19 protein-coding genes are annotated in these 18,636 nt (G+C 45.7%); all 19 read left to right on the forward strand.

Translation table 11 applies throughout. The features are described 5' to 3' along the window. Positions 1-2 precede the first annotated feature (2 nt). The 19 genes from yfmH to FS818_RS04090 all read left to right on the forward strand — a co-directional run bounded on the left by yfmH (position 3) and on the right by FS818_RS04090 (position 18,578). On the forward strand, positions 3-1,283 hold the full coding sequence (gene yfmH, locus FS818_RS04005; protein WP_145329842.1) for an EF-P 5-aminopentanol modification-associated protein YfmH: 1,281 nt from the start codon (positions 3-5) through the stop codon (positions 1,281-1,283). A 56-nt stretch (positions 1,284-1,339) separates the two neighbouring features. Beyond that, positions 1,340-2,104 (forward strand): elongation factor P 5-aminopentanone reductase, encoded by a 765-nt coding sequence (gene ymfI, locus FS818_RS04010; protein WP_145329844.1) that lies wholly within the window; start codon positions 1,340-1,342, stop codon positions 2,102-2,104. Positions 2,105-2,277: 173 nt separating this feature from the next. Continuing rightward, a complete protein-coding gene (locus tag FS818_RS04015; RefSeq protein ID WP_145329845.1) occupies positions 2,278-2,541 on the forward strand; it encodes a DUF3243 domain-containing protein in 264 nt (87 codons plus the stop codon). A gap of 197 nt (positions 2,542-2,738) precedes the next feature. Next, positions 2,739-3,506 carry a DUF3388 domain-containing protein gene (locus FS818_RS04020; RefSeq protein WP_090923944.1) on the forward strand — a complete coding sequence of 256 codons (768 nt, stop codon included), beginning with the start codon at positions 2,739-2,741 and terminating at the stop codon, positions 3,504-3,506. A 66-nt stretch (positions 3,507-3,572) separates the two neighbouring features. Beyond that, entirely contained in the window at positions 3,573-4,655 is a 1,083-nt protein-coding gene (locus FS818_RS04025) for a helix-turn-helix domain-containing protein (protein ID WP_145329847.1), read from the forward strand. A 73-nt stretch (positions 4,656-4,728) separates the two neighbouring features. Then, positions 4,729-4,893 carry a hypothetical protein gene (locus tag FS818_RS28680; protein ID WP_167375816.1) on the forward strand — a complete coding sequence of 55 codons (165 nt, stop codon included), beginning with the start codon at positions 4,729-4,731 and terminating at the stop codon, positions 4,891-4,893. 150 nt (positions 4,894-5,043) lie between these two features. After that, on the forward strand, positions 5,044-5,535 hold the full coding sequence (locus FS818_RS04030; RefSeq protein ID WP_145329849.1) for a YajQ family cyclic di-GMP-binding protein: 492 nt from the start codon (positions 5,044-5,046) through the stop codon (positions 5,533-5,535). 316 nt (positions 5,536-5,851) lie between these two features. Continuing rightward, entirely contained in the window at positions 5,852-6,439 is a 588-nt protein-coding gene (gene pgsA / locus FS818_RS04035) for a CDP-diacylglycerol--glycerol-3-phosphate 3-phosphatidyltransferase (RefSeq protein WP_145329850.1), read from the forward strand. 108 nt (positions 6,440-6,547) lie between these two features. Next, positions 6,548-7,804 (forward strand): competence/damage-inducible protein A, encoded by a 1,257-nt coding sequence (locus FS818_RS04040; RefSeq protein WP_145329852.1) that lies wholly within the window; start codon positions 6,548-6,550, stop codon positions 7,802-7,804. 241 nt (positions 7,805-8,045) lie between these two features. Further along, positions 8,046-9,110: a recombinase RecA gene (gene recA / locus FS818_RS04045; RefSeq protein WP_111268738.1), complete on the forward strand. Its 1,065-nt coding sequence runs from the start codon at positions 8,046-8,048 to the stop codon at positions 9,108-9,110. A 186-nt stretch (positions 9,111-9,296) separates the two neighbouring features. Next, complete coding sequence (locus tag FS818_RS04050; RefSeq protein ID WP_145329854.1) at positions 9,297-10,067, forward strand: regulatory protein RecX; 771 nt, start codon at positions 9,297-9,299, stop codon at positions 10,065-10,067. 311 nt (positions 10,068-10,378) lie between these two features. Then, on the forward strand, positions 10,379-11,920 hold the full coding sequence (gene rny / locus FS818_RS04055) for a ribonuclease Y (RefSeq protein WP_145329856.1): 1,542 nt from the start codon (positions 10,379-10,381) through the stop codon (positions 11,918-11,920). 80 nt (positions 11,921-12,000) lie between these two features. Next, the gene (locus FS818_RS04060; protein ID WP_145329858.1) at positions 12,001-12,795 is read left to right on the forward strand and encodes a TIGR00282 family metallophosphoesterase; all 795 of its coding nucleotides are present in this window, start codon (positions 12,001-12,003) and stop codon (positions 12,793-12,795) included. A gap of 117 nt (positions 12,796-12,912) precedes the next feature. Further along, the gene (locus FS818_RS04065) at positions 12,913-13,173 is read left to right on the forward strand and encodes a stage V sporulation protein S (RefSeq protein ID WP_007430104.1); all 261 of its coding nucleotides are present in this window, start codon (positions 12,913-12,915) and stop codon (positions 13,171-13,173) included. 120 nt (positions 13,174-13,293) lie between these two features. Next, complete coding sequence (locus tag FS818_RS04070; protein ID WP_145329860.1) at positions 13,294-14,295, forward strand: dipeptidase; 1,002 nt, start codon at positions 13,294-13,296, stop codon at positions 14,293-14,295. A 218-nt stretch (positions 14,296-14,513) separates the two neighbouring features. Next, on the forward strand, positions 14,514-15,086 hold the full coding sequence (gene pduL / locus FS818_RS04075; protein ID WP_145329862.1) for a phosphate propanoyltransferase: 573 nt from the start codon (positions 14,514-14,516) through the stop codon (positions 15,084-15,086). 308 nt (positions 15,087-15,394) lie between these two features. Beyond that, a complete protein-coding gene (gene miaB, locus FS818_RS04080) occupies positions 15,395-16,951 on the forward strand; it encodes a tRNA (N6-isopentenyl adenosine(37)-C2)-methylthiotransferase MiaB (protein ID WP_145329863.1) in 1,557 nt (518 codons plus the stop codon). Between the two features lie 677 nt (positions 16,952-17,628). Then, positions 17,629-18,042, forward strand: coding sequence for a YlbF/YmcA family competence regulator (locus FS818_RS04085; RefSeq protein WP_090921137.1), 414 nt, complete (start codon positions 17,629-17,631; stop codon positions 18,040-18,042). Between the two features lie 131 nt (positions 18,043-18,173). Beyond that, a complete protein-coding gene (locus FS818_RS04090; protein WP_145329865.1) occupies positions 18,174-18,578 on the forward strand; it encodes a PaaI family thioesterase in 405 nt (134 codons plus the stop codon). Positions 18,579-18,636 lie beyond the last annotated feature (58 nt).

The following is an 18,636-nucleotide window of genomic DNA, read 5'->3' on the forward strand; positions in this document are numbered from 1 at the left end:
TCGTGGAGAGCATTCGGTACGAACATTTGCAGGAGACATTATATTACGAAGTAATGGAGAATGGACTGCATGTCTATGTTTTGCCTAAACCGGGTTTTCAGAAAACTTATGCCACCTTTGCGACCAAATACGGGTCAGTGGACAATCACTTTCAAGTGGAAGGACAACCTGAGGTAAAGGTGCCTGACGGTATTGCTCATTTTCTGGAACACAAAATGTTTGAGGAGCCAACGGGGGATATTTTTGCAACGTTTGCTTCCCATGGTGCTTCTGCGAACGCATTCACAAGTTTCGATCAGACCGTTTATTTGTTTTCGGCAACCGAAAATATAAACGAAAATATACAAACATTAGTTGATTTTGTGCAAAATCCGTACTTTACAGATCAAAACGTCAACAAGGAAAAAGGCATCATTGAACAAGAAATTAATATGTATGCCGATAATCCGGATTGGCGGGTTTATTTCGGATTAATTGAAGCAATGTATCAAAAACATCCGGTGCATATTGACATTGCGGGCACGGTCCAATCCATTCAGACGATCACCAAAGAAACGTTGTATACGTGTTATAACACATTTTATCATCCAAGTAACATGCTCTTGTTTGTTGTCGGCGGTGTTGATCCCGAGCAGGTTATCAGCATGGTTCGTTCCAATCAGGAGCAGAAAAATTTCGAGCCGCAGGGCCCGATTCAACGCTTCTTTGAACCAGAGCCAGAGCAGGTGGGAGAGGCCAGAAGAGAGGTCAGATTATCCGTTTCCCTGCCGAAATGTTTGTTTGGATTCAAAGAAACGGATGTCGGACTTACAGGAGAGGAACTTTTGCGCCGGGACACAACCACGCAGCTGATGATGGATCTGTTGTTTGGCTCCAGCACACGTCTGTTTCAGAAGCTTTATGATGAAGATCTGATCTCGGACAGTTTTGGACATGACTATATCAGCTCGCCACAATATGCCTTTTCTGCGGTCGGTGGGGATACGAGAGACCCGGATCAATTGTTGAAACGGATACGCGAGGAAGTCGAAGCGATTATGCAAAAAGGATTCGATGCTTCCGATTTTGAACGTGCGCGCAAAAAGAAAATTGGCGGTTATTTGCGCATGCTCAATTCACCGGAAAACATTGCGAATGAATTCACACGTCAGCAATTCCGTGGCGGTGACTTTTTCAATATGATTTCATTGTATGAAGCGATTACACTTCAAGATGTGAATCAAAGACTGAAAGAGCATATTCGTTGGGATCAGCTGGCTGTATCACTCGTTGTTAGTCCTTAACGATGGAGAGGAAATAGGACGAAGTTTGAAGGGTTCACTAGACTGGGAGTGAAGTTATGGGGGGACACATTGTGAAAGCTATAGGGGAAATGACCGTTCTGGTTACCGGGGCAAGCGGAGGCATAGGAGCTGCAATTGCAGAGCGGTTTGCCAGTGTAGGTATGAACGTGGTGTTGCACTACATGAAGTCGCATGAAGCGGCCAATGAGGCGGCGAGACGTTGTATGGAGCAGGGAAGTGGACGCATTATGACGGTGTCAGCCGATCTTCGCAGCAGGGAACAGATTCAGCGGATGAGGGAAAAATTGGCTTCTCACGAGTTGTTGCCGGATATTCTTGTGAACAACGCAGGTATATCTCACTATGGTTTACTTGCGGATGTGACTGAGGAAATCTGGGATGAAGTGATGGCGATTAATCTAAAAGGTACTTTTCTATGCACACAAGAGATGATGCCACATATGATCTCCCAACGATACGGTCGAATTATTAATGTGTCGTCCATCTGGGGGTTGTCTGGTGCATCCTGTGAGGTGTTGTATTCCACAACCAAAGGCGGGGTAAATGCCTTCACGAAGGCGCTTGCTAAAGAGCTTGCTCCGTCCGGCGTTACGGTGAATGCTGTTGCTCCAGGGGCTGTTCAGACGACGATGTTAGACCACCTGGATCAGAGCGAGTTGAAAATGTTGGAAGATGAAATTCCTGCTGGGCGACTGGCGCAGCCGGACGAGATTTCGTCACTGGTTTATTTTCTTGCCTTGCCTGAGTCGGGATATATCAATGGACAGATTATCAGTCCCAATGGAGGCTGGCTGACTTAATATCGGTGTTCAAGTTATAAGACCAGGATATGCTTAGTGAATGTGAGATATAGGTGTTTGAGTTCTGACATACAGCTTGATTTAATTTTAAAAGCTCGTATATAAAATGTCCGGGAAGCACATATTACAACTGTTGATTTTAAATCTCATGCGTCAGCTAAGGAGGATTTATCATGTCAACAGAAAACACAGTAGTTTCTAACTTTGACACTTGGAAGAAGTTCCTGGGTGATCGCGTACTGCAAGCTGAGAAGATGGGAATGAGTGAAGAAACCATCAACAAACTGGCGTACGAGATCGGTGACTTTCTGGATGAGAAAGTTGATCCGGCGAACCATTCCAACCGAGCATTGAAGGAACTATGGGATGTCGGCGATGCGGATGAGCGTCGTACGATCGCGTGCCTGATGGTCAAATTGGCCAAACAAAACGCATAAGGCAAGAGATGGAGAGCTCCCGCAAGGGGGCTTTTCTCTAATGATTACAAACGGATTACAGAGCTGTTCTTGTAATTCATTTTCATTTTATATATCATTAACGTGACCCATTTTTAGAAGATGACCCGAAAAAGCGTCCAATGGACACGTTCGGATGTTGTCGAATAATGTGGAATAATGCATTACGGGGTGTATACATGGAAACTAAACAATGGTATATGGAATATAAAATACATAAGAACAGACCTGGTCTTTTGGGGGATATTGCCTCTATGCTAGGGATGCTTGAAGTCAATATATTGACCATCAACGGAGTAGAAGGCAAAACACGGGGCATGTTGCTCGAGTCAGATGATGATGAAAAGATCCGTCTGCTCGGAGAGATGCTTGGTAAAGTCAACAGCATTACGGTTTCGGCATTGCGTCAACCCAAATTGGTGGATATTCTGGCTGTACGTCACGGTAGGTATATTGACCGGGATTCGGATGATCGCAAAACATTTCGTTTTACTCGGGACGAACTTGGGTTATTAGTTGATTTTTTGGGTGAAGTATTTAAAAGAGAGGGAAATCAGGTAATCGGCTTGCGGGGGATGCCGCGAGTTGGTAAAACAGAGTCAATCATCGCGGGCAGCGTATGTGCCATGAAGCGTTGGACTTTTGTATCTTCTACTCTTCTTCGCCAAACGATTCGGAGCCAGATGTCTGAAGATGAGTTGAACCCGAATAATGTATTTATTATCGATGGGATTGTCAGCACGATTCGCTCCAGTGAGCGGCACTATAATCTTTTGCAGGATATCATGTCGATGCCTAGTACGAAAGTGATTGAGCATCCGGATATTTTTGTGCAGGAATCCGAATATGATTATAATGATTTTGATATTATTATTGAATTGCGTAACAATCCTAACGAAGAAATTATTTATGATACGTTTACGGCAAGCTATACCGACGAACTGTAAAGCTCCGTACGGAATCATGGAATAGATCTGCAACAACCGAAGAGATAAACATAAGGAGGAGATGGCATGTCTGAACTGGGTCAGCAGTTAAGAGAGGCCCGGCTGCAAAAAGGGATGAGTCTCGACGATGTACAGGAAATGACGAAAATTCGCAAGAGGTATTTGGAGGCTATAGAAGCAGGGGATTATAAAGTGTTACCCGGCAGCTTCTATGTGCGTGCATTTATAAAAACCTATGCGGAAACGGTGGGACTGAATGCCGATGAGCTGCTGGAAGGACACAAAAAGGACGTACCTGCGGAAACCGCGGAAGCAACGATGGAACCGGTAATCCAGAAGCGCTCCAGCCGGCCGGCGGAGCGGAGCAACCGCTGGATGTCTGTTGCTTTAATGTGGACTTTCCCTATTCTGATTATCGTGCTCTTGTATCTGTATATGGCAAACAACAAGGGTGATGACACCAATCCACAAGGGCTGGATGATACAAAGATTACGGACAGTCAAAAGCCTGCTAATGACAAACCTGATCAACCATCCGATAACGGGCAAACTGCAACTCCGCCTGCAACCGATTCGGGAACGGATGATTCCGGGAAAGGTGATGCTGGCGGAAACGGCGGCGGTAATGAAACGAATGGGCAGACCAATGGAGAAAATAACGGTCAAACCGATGGACAGACTGATGGACAAACAGACGGACAACCAGGTGAGAACCCAGAGGGAACACCGCCAACCACGCCTGGTTCTGTTACTGTTTCTGAAGATGGGAAATCAGGAAATATTACAAACTTCAAAGTTAGCGGAAGCACGGGTCAGCCTGTAACCGTAACGATCAAGGCGACAGGTCATAGTTGGCTTGAAGTGTATAAAGGTGAGAATTCAAGCGGAGAGAAACTCCAGTATGGCAATACAGCCGACGGTGACACGTTCACATTTACATTGGACAGCTCTGGCATGTACATTAAATCCGGTTACGCGGCGGCAACAACCATTGATGTTGGCGGTCAAGTCGTAACGGACGGCAAAGCAACCAACCGCATTCGTCTTAAACTGGATACAGATAGCACGGCTTCTTCCTCGGGAACTGAAGGCATGACAGGGACAACGACCAGTGGTTCCACGGAAGGCGGAAACTCCAGCAACGAATAACCTGGCTAAATGCAGGGGACAATAATCTTGTCTTCAATTGCAGTTAACTTATGGTGAAGTGAGGTGGAAGGCCGTGACAGTCAGCTGGATCGTAACCGGTTTAGGGATCATTGTCAGCCTCCTGGGTTATTACCTGACTCCAAATGCCTGGGGTTACGGAATATTGGGCTTTGGACTTGCACATATCGTTCTTGGTGTGCTTGATATGTTCAGACAGCCTAACCGTAGCCGGTATTAAAGAAGCTCAACCAGCAAGCATTTTTGGTGACCGAACGGTACTCCAAAAATGCTTTTTTCTATGAGTAAACATGACTAAGATTAGACTTTTGCTTGAAGTTTACTCTATAATGTTACAGAACATATGATTAACTTGAAAGGGTGACTCGGTTTGAGTTCAGAAAATTCATTTGATATTGTGTCCAAAATGGACTTACAGGAATTGACCAATGCGGTTACACAAACGGAAAAGGAAATTAGTACTCGTTATGATTTCAAAGGCAGTAAGAGTAGTTTAAAACTGGATAAGGATTCTCTTACAATTGTGTCAGATGATGAGACCAAGTTAAAAGCGGTTATTGAAGTATTACAGTCCAAAATGGCAAAGCGTGGTCTGCCGCTGAAAAATATGGATTACGGGAAAGTAGAGCCGGCTTCCTCCGGTACAGTTCGCCAGCGTTTGAATTTCAAGCAGGGCATTGATCAAGATGTGGCTAAAAAAATCAATATCCTCATCCGTGATTCCAAACTGAAGGTGAAGAGTCAGATTCAGGGAGACCAGCTTCGGGTGACAGGTAAGAGCAAAAATGATCTGCAAGCCGTTATGCAACTTCTTAATGGAGCTAACTTGCCACTGGATCTGCAATATACCAATTTTAAATAAAAAGTTCTTGTACAGAAATGTCTTTTTGACACTGTATTGGTACGTATATTATACTGAATGTGCATTGCTGGCAGTCATGCATCAAGTCCAGTCTTCATCGTTAGCTGACTTTGTGAAAAGCAGTACACTTCTGGAAGTCACCGGAGCGTTTAAAAGCAGTTTTGCGTTTGAGCGGTAGACTTTATTTTTGCGTTTCTACATAGGCTTTTATGTAAATATAAGTCGACGTTTCAATCGTTTATTTCTTGCTTCAGATGATGATACGGAATTAAGATGATTGTTTGAAGTAATGGAGGATACAAAGGGAGGGCGTCTTGTGAATTTACCCAACCGGATTACGCTTGCACGAATTTGCTTAATCCCTTTTTTGATGGTGTTTCTGCTTGTGGATTTTCCGTTTTATCCCGAGCCGTTACATCTTGGGAGCTTTACGCTTCCGTATAATCAGTTAATTGCTGCTTTTATTTTTATCGTTGCTGCAAGCACGGATGGAATAGACGGCTATCTTGCAAGGAAAAACAATATGGTCACCAATCTAGGCAAACTGCTTGATCCTCTGGCAGACAAGCTTCTGGTTACCGCTGTTTTGATTTCATTGGTTCAAATGGGCAAGCTGGATTCATGGATTGCAGTCGTTATTATCAGCCGTGAATTTGCCGTGACCGGTCTACGTCAGATTGCTTTGTTGGACGGTTCGGTTGTAGCTGCGAGTGCATGGGGCAAACTGAAAACAGTAGTTCAGATTGTAGCCATTGTTTTGCTGTTGCTGAATAATTTCCCCTTCTCATACACAGGTATTCATGTCGATGAAATTGCGGTATGGGTAGCGGCTCTGATCACCATCTGGTCTGGAATTGACTACTTTATCAAAAACAAAAACCTGCTTCATTTATCAAAAGCGTAATGATTTAAGCTGAAACGGGTAATGATGAAAGACTCATTGGGTCAAGGGCAATAGGAACTCATCCTATTGCCCTTTGATTACTCCACATGTGTACAGGAGGAAGCGAAAATGAAGGCAGAGATTATTGCAGTTGGGACAGAGTTACTGCTGGGACAGATCGTAAATACCAATGCCAGATACCTTTCCCGGGAGCTTGCTGCAATGGGGATTGACGTATATTTTCAAACGGTAGTTGGAGATAATCAGAATCGGCTATGTGAAGCGATACGCATCGCGCAGGGCCGTGCAGACATTATTTTATTTTCCGGGGGCATCGGGCCAACGCAGGATGATTTGACTAAAGACGCGCTGGCCGCAGTGTTGAATCGGAAGTTGCACATCGACCGTATGGCTATGGATAAAATTGAAGGGTTCTTCCGCGATCGGAATGTGGAAATGACGGAAAATAACCGGCGCCAAGCCATTGTTCTCGAGGGTGGAACCCCTCTGGCGAATGAAACCGGACTTGCTGCAGGAAACGCGATTGCGGATAACGATAAATATTATGTTGTTATGCCTGGGCCACCTAAAGAATTGATTCCAATGTTCGAGCAGGAAGTCAAGCCTTGGTTGCTCCAGCACGCCCTTACAGAAGAAATGCCGATCTATTCAAGAATGTTGAAATTCGCAGGCATTGGAGAATCTGCTCTGGAGGATCGGTTGTTAGATTTGATCGACGGGCAGACAGACCCGACTATTGCTCCCTACGCGAGCGAGGGAGAAGTAACCGTACGTGTGTCTACCAAGGCTGCGAGCGAAGGAGAAGCCAAGCTGAAGCTGGATGCGATGGAAGTGCAGATCCGTGAGCGTTTATCTGAACATCTCTACGCTAACGAGGATGTGCCTATAGAGTATACGATTGTTACAATGATGTCTGATATGGGGCTGACTCTGAGCGCGGCCGAAAGCTGCACAGGAGGGCTTGTGATGCAGAGCTTAACTTCGGTGCCTGGAAGTGCCTCCATGTTAAAAGGAGGCATTGTATGTTACTCTAATGAGATCAAAGAAAAGCTGTTAAATGTACCTCACAGTTACCTTGAGGGTGAAGATGCACCAGGTGCCGTTAGCCCAGAGGTGGCAAAAGTGCTCGCAGAGCAGATCCGTATGATCGGGGATGCTGATTTTGGATTGGCGATTACTGGAGTAGCCGGCCCGGGATATTCGGAACGCAAACCGCCAGGCCTCGTGTTTATCGCTTTGGCTGAGCGTGGGAAGGATACAGAGATTCATGAACTCCGGATTAACGGTAACCGGGAAACGGTTCGCATTCGCTCGGCAAAAGCGATTCTGTATCGCTTATGGCAAAAGTTAGTCGCTATTGATTGATGATTACGCAGGCAGATTGCATTTGCATAATTGAGGAAGTATAATGATCGTAGACGGAAGAACCGTAAAATGTGGCTTTACAGCCTTGTTTACGGTTCTTTTTCTGTTTTTTCATCGATTTCCATGAGGAAGAGGCGCCTCGGCCTGAACAAAAAAAACGAATGTATGTTCGAAAAAAAGCTTGGCAAACGAGTTAAAACAAGGTATCATTATATTATAAACAGTAAAGGGTGTGAGTTTATTGTCAGACCGTCGTGCCGCGCTTGATATGGCGCTCCGTCAAATAGAGAAGCAATTTGGTAAAGGTTCCATCATGAAATTGGGTGAGTCAACTCACATGAATGTGGAAATCATTCCCAGCGGATCTTTGGCTTTGGATATTGCATTAGGAACAGGCGGCTTGCCTAAAGGCCGTATTGTTGAAATATATGGACCTGAATCTTCAGGTAAAACAACTGTGGCATTGCATGCCATTGCTGAAGTTCAACGTGTAGGTGGACAAGCTGCGTTTATCGATGCTGAGCATGCGCTTGATCCGAATTATGCAAGCAAACTGGGCGTTAACATTGATGAATTGCTCTTATCACAACCGGATACAGGTGAGCAGGGATTGGAGATCGCCGAGGCTCTTGTACGCAGTGGTGCAGTAGACATCATTGTTATTGACTCGGTAGCAGCGCTTGTACCAAAAGCGGAGATTGAAGGAGAGATGGGAGATTCCCACGTTGGTCTGCAGGCTCGTTTGATGTCTCAGGCACTCCGTAAATTGTCCGGTGCAATCAGTAAATCCAAAACGATTGCCATCTTCATCAACCAGCTTCGTGAGAAAGTTGGTGTTATGTTTGGTAACCCCGAAACGACACCAGGTGGCCGCGCATTGAAGTTCTATTCCACGATTCGTTTGGATGTACGCCGTATTGAGAGTATCAAATCGGGCAATGACATCACAGGTAACCGTACCCGTATTAAAGTTGTTAAAAACAAAGTAGCACCTCCGTTCAAGCAAGCAGAAGTTGATATTATGTATGGTGAAGGTATTTCCAAAGAGGGAAGTATCATCGATATCGGTACAGAGCTGGATATCGTAAACAAAAGTGGTGCTTGGTATTCGTATGAAGGTGAACGTTTAGGCCAAGGCCGTGAGAACGCAAAGCAGTTTATGAAAGAACATAAAGAAATTGCTGATGTGATTGAGCAGAAAATTCGTGAAGCCAGCAACTTGACAACGGCTGTTCCTGCTCCAACGAGTGAGGAGCAAGAAAAAGAGGCGGCTGAAGAACAGGAATTGTTCGAAATTAATGAATAATTTCTTCTGTGAGGGAAGGCTTTTCTCTTCTGTCACAGTATGAACGTGTAATGAGCGACTGCTAATGCTTAGCTAGCTAAATAGGATTGGTTTTTCGCGATGCTAACAGCCTCTGTCCATTCCGGACAGAGGCTGTTAGCATCTATGCCATCTGTAACCTAAACAAAGGGGAGCGTGAAGACCGTAGTGAAATATCGCCAAAATGAGCAAAAACTTGATGCACATGATGATGACGAAGAATTACAGGAATCAGCAGAATTACATGGTATCTCCCAATTTCCAGATGATGAAGAGCTAGTCATTACTCGGGTGGAACGAACGAAGAGTCGTGAAGCACGCTACCGAATTTCATTCGGTCACTATTCACTTACGGTTCTGGAAGATGTGATGATTAAGTACAGGATGACACGTGGCAACACTTTTATGAAGAAAGATCTGGAGGAAATTATCGTTGCGGATGAACGCCAGCGAACGTATGTGCAATCGTTACGTTTTTTGGAGTTTAAGCAGCGGACACGTCATGAATTAAAGGAGAAGCTCAAGCAAAAAGAGTTCGCTGTGCCAATCATTGATGAGGTTATGGAACGGCTTGTACAAGAAAAACTCGTTGATGATGATCTGTTTGCTAAGGAATGGACAAGACAGCGTATGGAGGGGCAACGGAAGGGAAAACTGTGGATAAGGCAAGAATTGCGTCAAAAAGGCATTGCAAATGAACTCATTGCTGAGGTACTAGATGATGTGAGTGAGGATGCAGAATACGACACTGCATTAATTGCTGGTCGCAAGAAGTGGAAACAGGTTCGTGGAGATGTGCAGGAGAAGAAACGTAAAACGTTCCCGTACTTGATGCGACGCGGTTTTAGCATGGATCTGGTGCGCCGGGTCATGAACCGTTTAATGGAAGAGGATGGGACAGAAGATGCCGAAGAGGATGAAGCATTGTTATGGGACTAGACGAGAAGACTAACAATACTGCATTCTCTTGACAATTTCTTTCGTCAAATACTAAAATGGACATGAGTCTGTAAGAAATGGACAACCCTTTTTCCTTCCAAAAAAGCGGTTTCGGTTTCTTCAGATTTAGTCCATTCCTGATTATGGGTTCACTGGAAACAGTGGATAGTACATGTAGTCATGTACTTGTGAAATGAAAATCGGCGGGGGATCGCCGTGAGTATTCGTTATTCCCAAACATATGTAAGGCATGAAAACAGAAAAGTTGACCCAAGGAGTGCCTTGGAGGAACCAACGAGGAGGTGAACAGTATGAACATTGCTATCACGATCATTCTCGTTGTGGCCGCGCTCGTTATTGGGTTCGGAGTCGGATATTTTATTCGCAAATCTCTTGCAGAGGCTAAAATCTCTAGTGCGGAACAAGCTGCCGTACAAATCGTGGAGAACGCGAAAAAAGAGGCAGAGGCACTGAAGAAAGAAACGGTGCTGGAAGCGAAGGATGAGATCCATCGCATTCGCGCCGAGGCTGAAAAGGACACTCGTGAACGTCGGAACGAAATTCAACGACAAGAGAGACGATTGTTGCAAAAAGAAGAGTCGCTGGATAAAAAATTGGAATCACTCGAACGTAAAGAAGAGCAAGTGGCTAACAAAGAGAAACGTATCGATGAAACACAACAGCAAATCGAAATGATCTACAAAAACCAGGTGACGGAGCTTGAACGAATCTCCAATCTCACAATGGAAGACGCACGCAGTATCATACTGTCCAACGTAGAACAGGAAGTTCGTCATGAGACGGCTCAAATGATCAAGGACATCGAACAGCAAGCGAAGGAAGAAGCGGACAAAAAGTCCCGCGAGATCATTACACTCGCTATCCAACGCTGTGCGGCTGACCATGTAGCGGAGACAACGGTATCCGTTGTAACGCTTCCTAATGAAGAAATGAAAGGCCGGATTATCGGTCGTGAAGGACGTAACATCCGTGCGCTTGAAACCCTTACCGGGATTGACCTCATTATCGATGATACGCCAGAAGCTGTTATTCTGTCGGGCTTTGACCCGATTCGCCGTGAGATTGCCCGGACGGCACTGGAGAAACTGGTGGCGGATGGACGGATTCACCCGGCGCGTATTGAAGAGATGGTGGAGAAATCACGTAAAGAAGTGGATGAGCGCATCCGTGAATACGGTGAACAAGCTACCTTTGAAGTGGGCGTGCATGGTCTGCACCCAGATCTCATCAAAATTCTGGGCCGCCTGAAGTTCCGCACAAGCTACGGTCAGAACGTCTTGAAACATTCGATGGAAGTTGCTTATTTGGCAGGACTAATGGCTGGAGAACTTGGAGAAGACGTAACTTTGGCAAGACGTGCAGGTTTGTTGCATGACATCGGTAAAGCGCTGGATCACGAAGTGGAAGGTTCACACGTTGAAATTGGCGTGGAGCTGGCGAAGAAATACAAGGAACACCCAGTGGTTATTAACAGTATCGCTTCCCATCACGGGGACTGCGAAGCAACTTCGGTTATTGCGATGCTGGTGGGTGCAGCTGATGCGCTGTCCGCGGCTCGTCCAGGTGCACGCCGCGAAACATTGGAGACATACATCAAACGACTGGAGAAGCTGGAAGAAATTTCGGAATCTTTCGAAGGTGTCGAGAAATCGTACGCCATTCAGGCTGGACGCGAAGTTCGCGTCATGGTGCAGCCTGAGAAGATTGATGATGCTGAAGCTTTCCGCCTCGCTCGTGACATCACGAAGATGATCGAGAATGAACTTGATTATCCAGGTCATATCAAAGTCACCGTGATCCGGGAAACCCGGGCGGTTGAATACGCAAAATAGAGCATTTTGGAAAAGTGGCCGCTTCAGTGGGCCACTTTTCCTGTTGATAAGCCATGCAGGAACTGAGGAGGCAACAAATCATGAAAGTTTTGTTTATTGGGGACATCGTAGGAAACGTAGGGCGTAAAGCGCTAAAAGAGAATTTACCATACCTGAAATCGAAATATAAACCCCATGTGATCATTGTGAATGGTGAGAATGCTGCAGCAGGACGCGGAATTACAGGTGCAATTGCAAATGAATTTTTTAACTGGGGTGTGCATGGAATTACGCTAGGTAACCATACTTGGGACAATAAGGATATTTTTGATTTTATAGATGACGAACCACGCATGATCAGACCAGCCAACTTTCCACCAGGTACACCTGGACGTGGGTATACCGTAGTTAAGGGAGAAGGGAAAGAACTTGCGATCGTGAATCTGCAAGGCAGAACCTTCTTGCCTGCTATTGATTGTCCTTTCCGCGCAGCGGATGAGATTGTGGACGAGCTACGGAGAGACTACACATGTATTCTTGTGGATATGCACGCGGAAGCAACGTCTGAGAAGATCGCGATGGGCTGGCATCTCGATGGGCGTGCATCCTTCGTTGTAGGTACGCATACCCATGTGCAAAGCAACGACGAACGTATTTTGCCTGGAGGTACGGCATATTTGACCGATGCGGGGATGGTAGGACCGCGTGACGGCATTCTGGGCATGGAGCGTGATGCGGTGCTACGTAAATTTTACACCCAGCTTCCAGTGAGATTTGTCGTAGACGACGGCAAATGGCATTTTCATGGCGTGATCGTGGATATTGACGAAGAAACCGGTGCGGCTACGCGTATTGAGAAAATTCGATTAATGGAAGATGAGTGGCGTATGGAATAGGGGTATTGTCCCATTTTGCCGGGAAACCCTGCTAAAAAGAAGGAATTTTTTTTCCTCCCGCGAATAACATCTAGTAAGTGGAAACAAACTTTCAACATTCCCAGGGAGGTACTTACCATGGATGTATTAAAAGTTTCAGCAAAGTCCAATCCTAACTCTGTAGCCGGCGCTCTTGCAGGAGTTCTTCGTGAACGTGGAAATGCTGAACTGCAGGCAATTGGAGCAGGAGCACTGAACCAAGCCATTAAAGCGGTAGCGATTGCCCGGGGATTTGTAGCACCAAGCGGAGTTGACCTGATTTGTATTCCAGCTTTTACAGACATTGTGATTGACGGTGAGGACCGAACGGCCATTAAGCTGATTGTGGAGCCCAGATAATACATGAGTTGAACGTACGCATGAGCCTGTTTACGAATAAAGTAGACAGGTTTTTTTGCGTTATTTTCCAAAAGAATTGGAATGTAAATGGGTAATTATATTTTATTAGGAGGGTGGGCTATGGCGAGAATTGGCCAGCGTATCGCTGATTTTCATTGTGATGCACTAAGCAAGTTGCTGATGAAACCTGAACTTTCTTTTGAGAAGACTTTCGAACTGGATGTCAATCTGGAACGCATGCAAGAAGGTGGTGTTCATCTGCAGGCGTTTGCGATTTATTTGCCAGAAGTGCTGGGCCGAGGCAAGTTTGAACATGTGATGGGACAACTGGAGTTGTACCGTAAAAAGGTAGAGCATAGCGTACAGCGCTCTGGAGGGGTCAAGACACTGCTTTGGCGAGAACAGGTAGCAAACTTGCAAACGGAAGTGGAAACCGCTCCATGGGGCCTAATTACATTAGAGGGTGTCGATGGGCTGGAAGGAAACTTGTTTTATCTGGAATTGTGTTTTCAGATGGGGGTACGCGTCGTTGGTCTTACATGGAATCATGCGAACTGGGCTGCGGACGGTATTGTGGAAAAGCGGGGGGCGGGTCTGACCGATAAAGGCAAGGAACTTGTGCGTCTCTGCAATCAAATGGGGATGCTCCTGGATGTGTCTCATTTATCGGAAAAAGGATTTTGGGAACTGGCCGATCTGAGCGAACGTCCTTTCATAGCCTCGCATTCAAACAGTTATAACGCATGTCCGCATGTACGCAACTTGAAGGATGACCAGATTCAGGCCATAGTTGCGAGAGATGGACGTATTGGCCTGACGTTTGTACCCTGGTTTGTCAAAGAAACAGATGAAGTGCGAATAGAGGATTTGTTACCACACATCGAACAGATCTGTTCGCTTGGCGGGGCTCATCATCTGATGATGGGATCAGATTTTGACGGGATATCAACCAAAATTCAGGGGTTGGAACATGCGGGATGTTATCCCAAGCTGACAGAAATATTGCTGAAGCATTATGACGAAGCACTGGTGCATGGTTGGTTATGGGGGAATGCAATGCGTTATCTCGGGGAACACTTGCCTGAGGGCAAAATGGTGAATGCAAGTCACTTTAATTCTTAAAGGAAGAGGAGCAAAGGAATTAAGGCAGGAAAAAAGATGTAATACATCTCACTTTTTTCAAGATAAGTGCTTGGAAATGGAAATGAATTCGCGAAAATAAGTGTATTTCATGAATTTTCATCAGTTTGTTTTCATTTCACAGTAAAAAGGAGTATAATACCACTTGGATTGTTAAGAGCCTGTCTACAGGCCATAGATAAACAAGGAGTGAATTTACGATGAGTAAAACAGTACCTGTGGGCGTATCCGCCCGTCACATTCATGTATCCCAAGAGCACGTTGACATTTTGTTCGGCAAAGGTTATGAACTGACTGAATTTAAACCTCTGTCCCAACCCGGACAATATGCTGCAAATGAAACGGTAGCGGTGATTGGTTCCAAAGGACAGTTTGATAAAGTACGTATCCTCGGACCTGTTCGTCCGGAAACACAATTGGAAATCTCCATGACAGATTCTTTTGCGATCGGTGTAAAAGCACCTGTGCGTGAATCTGGTAGCATCGAAGGTACACCGGGAATCACAATCAAAGGCCCAGCTGGCGAAGTAACGATTGATAAAGGTGTTATCGTTGCGGCTCGTCATATCCACTTCCATACGTCCGATGCAACAAAATGGGGTATTGAAGACAAACAAATGTTGAAAGTTCGCTTGGGTGGGGACCGTGGCCTGGTACTGGAAAATGTACTGGCTCGTGTATCCGATTCCTTTGCACTGGATATGCACATCGATACAGATGAAGCAAATGCAGCGGGCGCTCGCAATGGCGACACTGCTGAAATTATTGATTAATGATTTTACACGGCCTATAGCGTTGCAGTGCAACATAGAGGTTGGATATAAGTAAAAAAAGACCTGAGTACACTGGCCGAGGCAGTTCTTCTTGAACTGTGCGTCAATGTGCTCAGGTTTTTTTGTGCAAGGCAGATTAGGGCGGTAGAATGGAGCCAGCAGGACCGTGTTTGCTTGTGGAACTACAGCCCATTTCATGTTATAATTTGCTGTAATGCTCTTTTGAAGCATGAGGAACCAAGTGGTTGGATTTTGTGATGAAAAGAACGCTTTTTATGAATAGAGGCTGTAAGGAGTGACCGAAGGAAATGGCTAAAGACTCAAAAAAGGATTACTCCCAATATTTTGATTTCTCCGATGCCAAAGTAATTTCGCAAGATGAATTCAGCAAAAAGATTAGAATTCGCGGACGCGAGATTAATATCAAAGCGGAACCGAACCATCGTCAGGAGAAACAAAGGGGCAAGGAAGACATTCAGGTTCTGTATGAAACTGCTGTTCCCGATGAACTGAAAACGATCGGAAAAGGCAAGCATTATATCGTATATACCTACGGATGTCAGATGAATGAACACGACTCCGAGACGATCAAAGGTCTGCTGGAGACGATGGGATATCAAGCTACGGAAGATCGCAAAGCGGCAGATATCATTTTGCTTAACACTTGTGCGATTCGTGAAAATGCGGAAGACAAAGTGTTTGGCGAGCTGGGCCATCTGAAGACACTCAAGCTGGAGAACCCGGGTTTATTGCTTGGCGTATGCGGATGCATGTCTCAAGAAGAAGGTGTCGTTAACCGGATCATGCAGAAGCACGGTTTTGTTGACATGATCTTTGGTACCCACAATGTTCACCGTCTGCCGCACCTGATTCAGGAAGCGCTCTTCAGTAAAGAGATGGTAGTTGAGGTATGGTCTAAAGAAGGCGACATCATTGAGAACCTGCCGAAGAAGCGGGAAGGCATGCGCGGCTGGGTAAACATTATGTACGGTTGCGACAAGTTCTGTACATATTGCATCGTGCCGTTTACCCGGGGGAAAGAACGCAGCCGTCGTCCAGAGGACGTCATTGCAGAAGTAAGAGAACTAGCTAGACAGGGATTCAAGGAAATTACACTGTTAGGTCAGAACGTGAATGCGTATGGTAAAGATTTTACGGATCTGAAATACACCTTTGGTGACTTGATGGACGATATTCGTAAAATAGATATTCCACGTGTGCGTTTTACAACGAGCCATCCGCGTGACTTCGATGATCATTTGATCGAGGTGCTTGCCAAAGGTGGCAATCTGGTGGAGCACATCCATCTGCCAGTGCAATCAGGCAGCACGGAAGTGCTCAAACGTATGAGTCGTAAATATACGCGGGAACACTACTTGAATCTGGCGGCGAAGATTAAAGCGGCCATTCCGGACGTCGTTCTGACAACGGATTTCATTGTGGGATTCCCTGGTGAAACGGACGAGCAGTTTGAGGATACGCTCTCGCTGGTTCGTGAAGTTGGTTATGATTTTGCCTATACGTACATCTACTCTCCGCGTGAAGGTACACCTGCGGCGGTGATGGAAGATAATGTGCCAATGGAAGTGAAAAAAGAACGTCTGAAACGCCTGAACGAAACGGTGAACGAGTACAGCCAGCGCAGCAACGAGCAACAACGTGGCAAGATCGTTGAGGTGCTTGTTGAAGGCGAGAGCAAACGTAATTCAACAGTTCTCGCTGGACGTACACGCAGTAACAAGCTGGTGCATTTTGAAGGCTCTAAGGAACTGATTGGTACCTTTGTACAAGTTGAAATTACCGATCCGATGACGTTTTATATTCGCGGCAACTTGCTTACGGAGCCGGTAGCTGCGAATCAGTAGCAGAGGGAACGGAATCGGCTCTGTAGAAGCGAAGCGTTCGCCTTTATCTCCGGATGTTCCCCTCTGAGAAGGAAAAGTAAAAAAAATCCGGAGATAACAGCGATTGAAAGAACGATCCGAACCCGGAGCGGCCACCCAAGCCTTACTATTACAAAAACTCACCTAACAAGATGAGATTTTCAGGTTCAATATAAGATTTGGACATTGGCTTGAGGTAGCGGAGGGGTAGGAATCGATTCTGAAGAAGCAAAGCGTTCGCCTTTATCTCCGGATTTTCCCCTTTGAGAAGGGGATCGAAAAAAATCCGGAGATAACAGCGATCGAAAGAACGATCCGAACCCGGAGCGGCCACTCAAGCCTCACTATTACAAAAACTCACCTAACAAGATGAGATTTTCAGGTTCAATATAAGATTTGGACATTGGCTTGAGGTAGCGGAGGGGTAGGAATCGATTCTGAAGAAGCGAAGCGTTCGCCTTTATCACCGGATTTTTCCCTTTGAGAAGGGGATCGAAAAAAATCCGGAGATAACAGCGATCGAAAGAACGATCCGTACCCGTAGCGGCCACCGAAGCCGATGTCCAAACAGTGTTTAACCGCAGTCTCATCTTATATCATCTCATACGAATGGAGCGATTACAGTGGCGCAGGAAGAAGTGCAGTACAACCATTATGGAATGCCAACCTACGATACGCGCAATCTGATCATACGCGACGACATTATGGGAAAGGCCAAAGAACTGGCAGATATGCTCGGAACGAGCGAAGAAGTAAGACAGTTTCAACAGGCAGAAGCCAAAATCCGAGATCATGAGCGCATTCAGCAATTGATCGCAACGATTAAGAAAAAACAAAAAGAAATCGTTGCTTTTGAAAGCTTCAACAACAGTGCGATGGTTAGCAAAATTGAACAGGAAATTGATGACTTGCAAAACGAACTGGACAGCATTCCGCTAGTAACCGAATTCCAGCAGAGTCAAAGTGACATCAATTATCTGCTTCAATTGGTCATCTCGGTGATTCGGGATACAGTATCCGAGAAAGTCAATGTCGAAGCTGGAACGGATTCACCTCCAACCAGCTGCGGTTAAATGAACGGAAGGGTGCGGACGCAGTCCGCGCCTTTTTTGACATCATGGAGATCAATGAACTCCGAATGAAGCAACGAAAAAGACATCTAGAGTGAGTTAAACAACGTGTGGAATAGAAGGAGAAATGAAACATGAGTATTTTGGACAAAATGGTGGAAGACGGCGATGGCCGATTCTGGGGATTTCTCGGTTGCCGGTACATCAAGGGCAACAAACAAGAAGTCCAAATTGCGCTGACAGCAGGAGAGAATCATACCAACTCCATGGGCATTATTCATGGTGGTGTGTTGACCTCATTGATGGATCAGGCGATGGGCATGGTCGCAACAGCAGCCATGGAGGTGGATCGTTGTGTCACGACTAACCTCAATGTACATTTTCTGGCGCCGATGAGTCAGGGCGAATTAATCGTAACGTCAACCGTGTTGCACCAAGCTGGGCGTAGCATCACGACCCAATCAGAGGTTCGCGATGCCTCAGGAACACTGGGATGTATGTCTACAGCAACGTTCCGGGTGGCAAAATCGAGAGTCTGAATAGGAAAAGCGGTATCCACGGTTGACAAAAGTTATTATTATGTCATAATGAGATTAT

Origin of the sequence: Paenibacillus xylanexedens (genome assembly GCF_007680605.1) — a bacterium.
In the GTDB taxonomy this organism is placed as follows: domain Bacteria; phylum Bacillota; class Bacilli; order Paenibacillales; family Paenibacillaceae; genus Paenibacillus; species Paenibacillus xylanexedens_B.

What these genes read in the sequence shown, in the direction of transcription:
- ymfI (WP_145329844.1), top strand. Translation starts at nt 1,340, where the DNA reads ATGGGGGGACACATTGTGAAAGCTATAGGGGAAATGACCGTTCTGGTT.
- FS818_RS04015 (WP_145329845.1), top strand. Translation starts at nt 2,278, where the DNA reads ATGTCAACAGAAAACACAGTAGTTTCTAACTTTGACACTTGGAAGAAG.
- FS818_RS04020 (WP_090923944.1), top strand. Translation starts at nt 2,739, where the DNA reads ATGGAAACTAAACAATGGTATATGGAATATAAAATACATAAGAACAGA.
- FS818_RS04025 (WP_145329847.1), top strand. Translation starts at nt 3,573, where the DNA reads ATGTCTGAACTGGGTCAGCAGTTAAGAGAGGCCCGGCTGCAAAAAGGG.
- FS818_RS04040 (WP_145329852.1), top strand. Translation starts at nt 6,548, where the DNA reads ATGAAGGCAGAGATTATTGCAGTTGGGACAGAGTTACTGCTGGGACAG.
- rny (WP_145329856.1), top strand. Translation starts at nt 10,379, where the DNA reads ATGAACATTGCTATCACGATCATTCTCGTTGTGGCCGCGCTCGTTATT.
- FS818_RS04060 (WP_145329858.1), top strand. Translation starts at nt 12,001, where the DNA reads ATGAAAGTTTTGTTTATTGGGGACATCGTAGGAAACGTAGGGCGTAAA.
- FS818_RS04065 (WP_007430104.1), top strand. Translation starts at nt 12,913, where the DNA reads ATGGATGTATTAAAAGTTTCAGCAAAGTCCAATCCTAACTCTGTAGCC.
- FS818_RS04070 (WP_145329860.1), top strand. Translation starts at nt 13,294, where the DNA reads ATGGCGAGAATTGGCCAGCGTATCGCTGATTTTCATTGTGATGCACTA.
- pduL (WP_145329862.1), top strand. Translation starts at nt 14,514, where the DNA reads ATGAGTAAAACAGTACCTGTGGGCGTATCCGCCCGTCACATTCATGTA.
- miaB (WP_145329863.1), top strand. Translation starts at nt 15,395, where the DNA reads ATGGCTAAAGACTCAAAAAAGGATTACTCCCAATATTTTGATTTCTCC.
- FS818_RS04085 (WP_090921137.1), top strand. Translation starts at nt 17,629, where the DNA reads ATGCCAACCTACGATACGCGCAATCTGATCATACGCGACGACATTATG.
- FS818_RS04090 (WP_145329865.1), top strand. Translation starts at nt 18,174, where the DNA reads ATGAGTATTTTGGACAAAATGGTGGAAGACGGCGATGGCCGATTCTGG.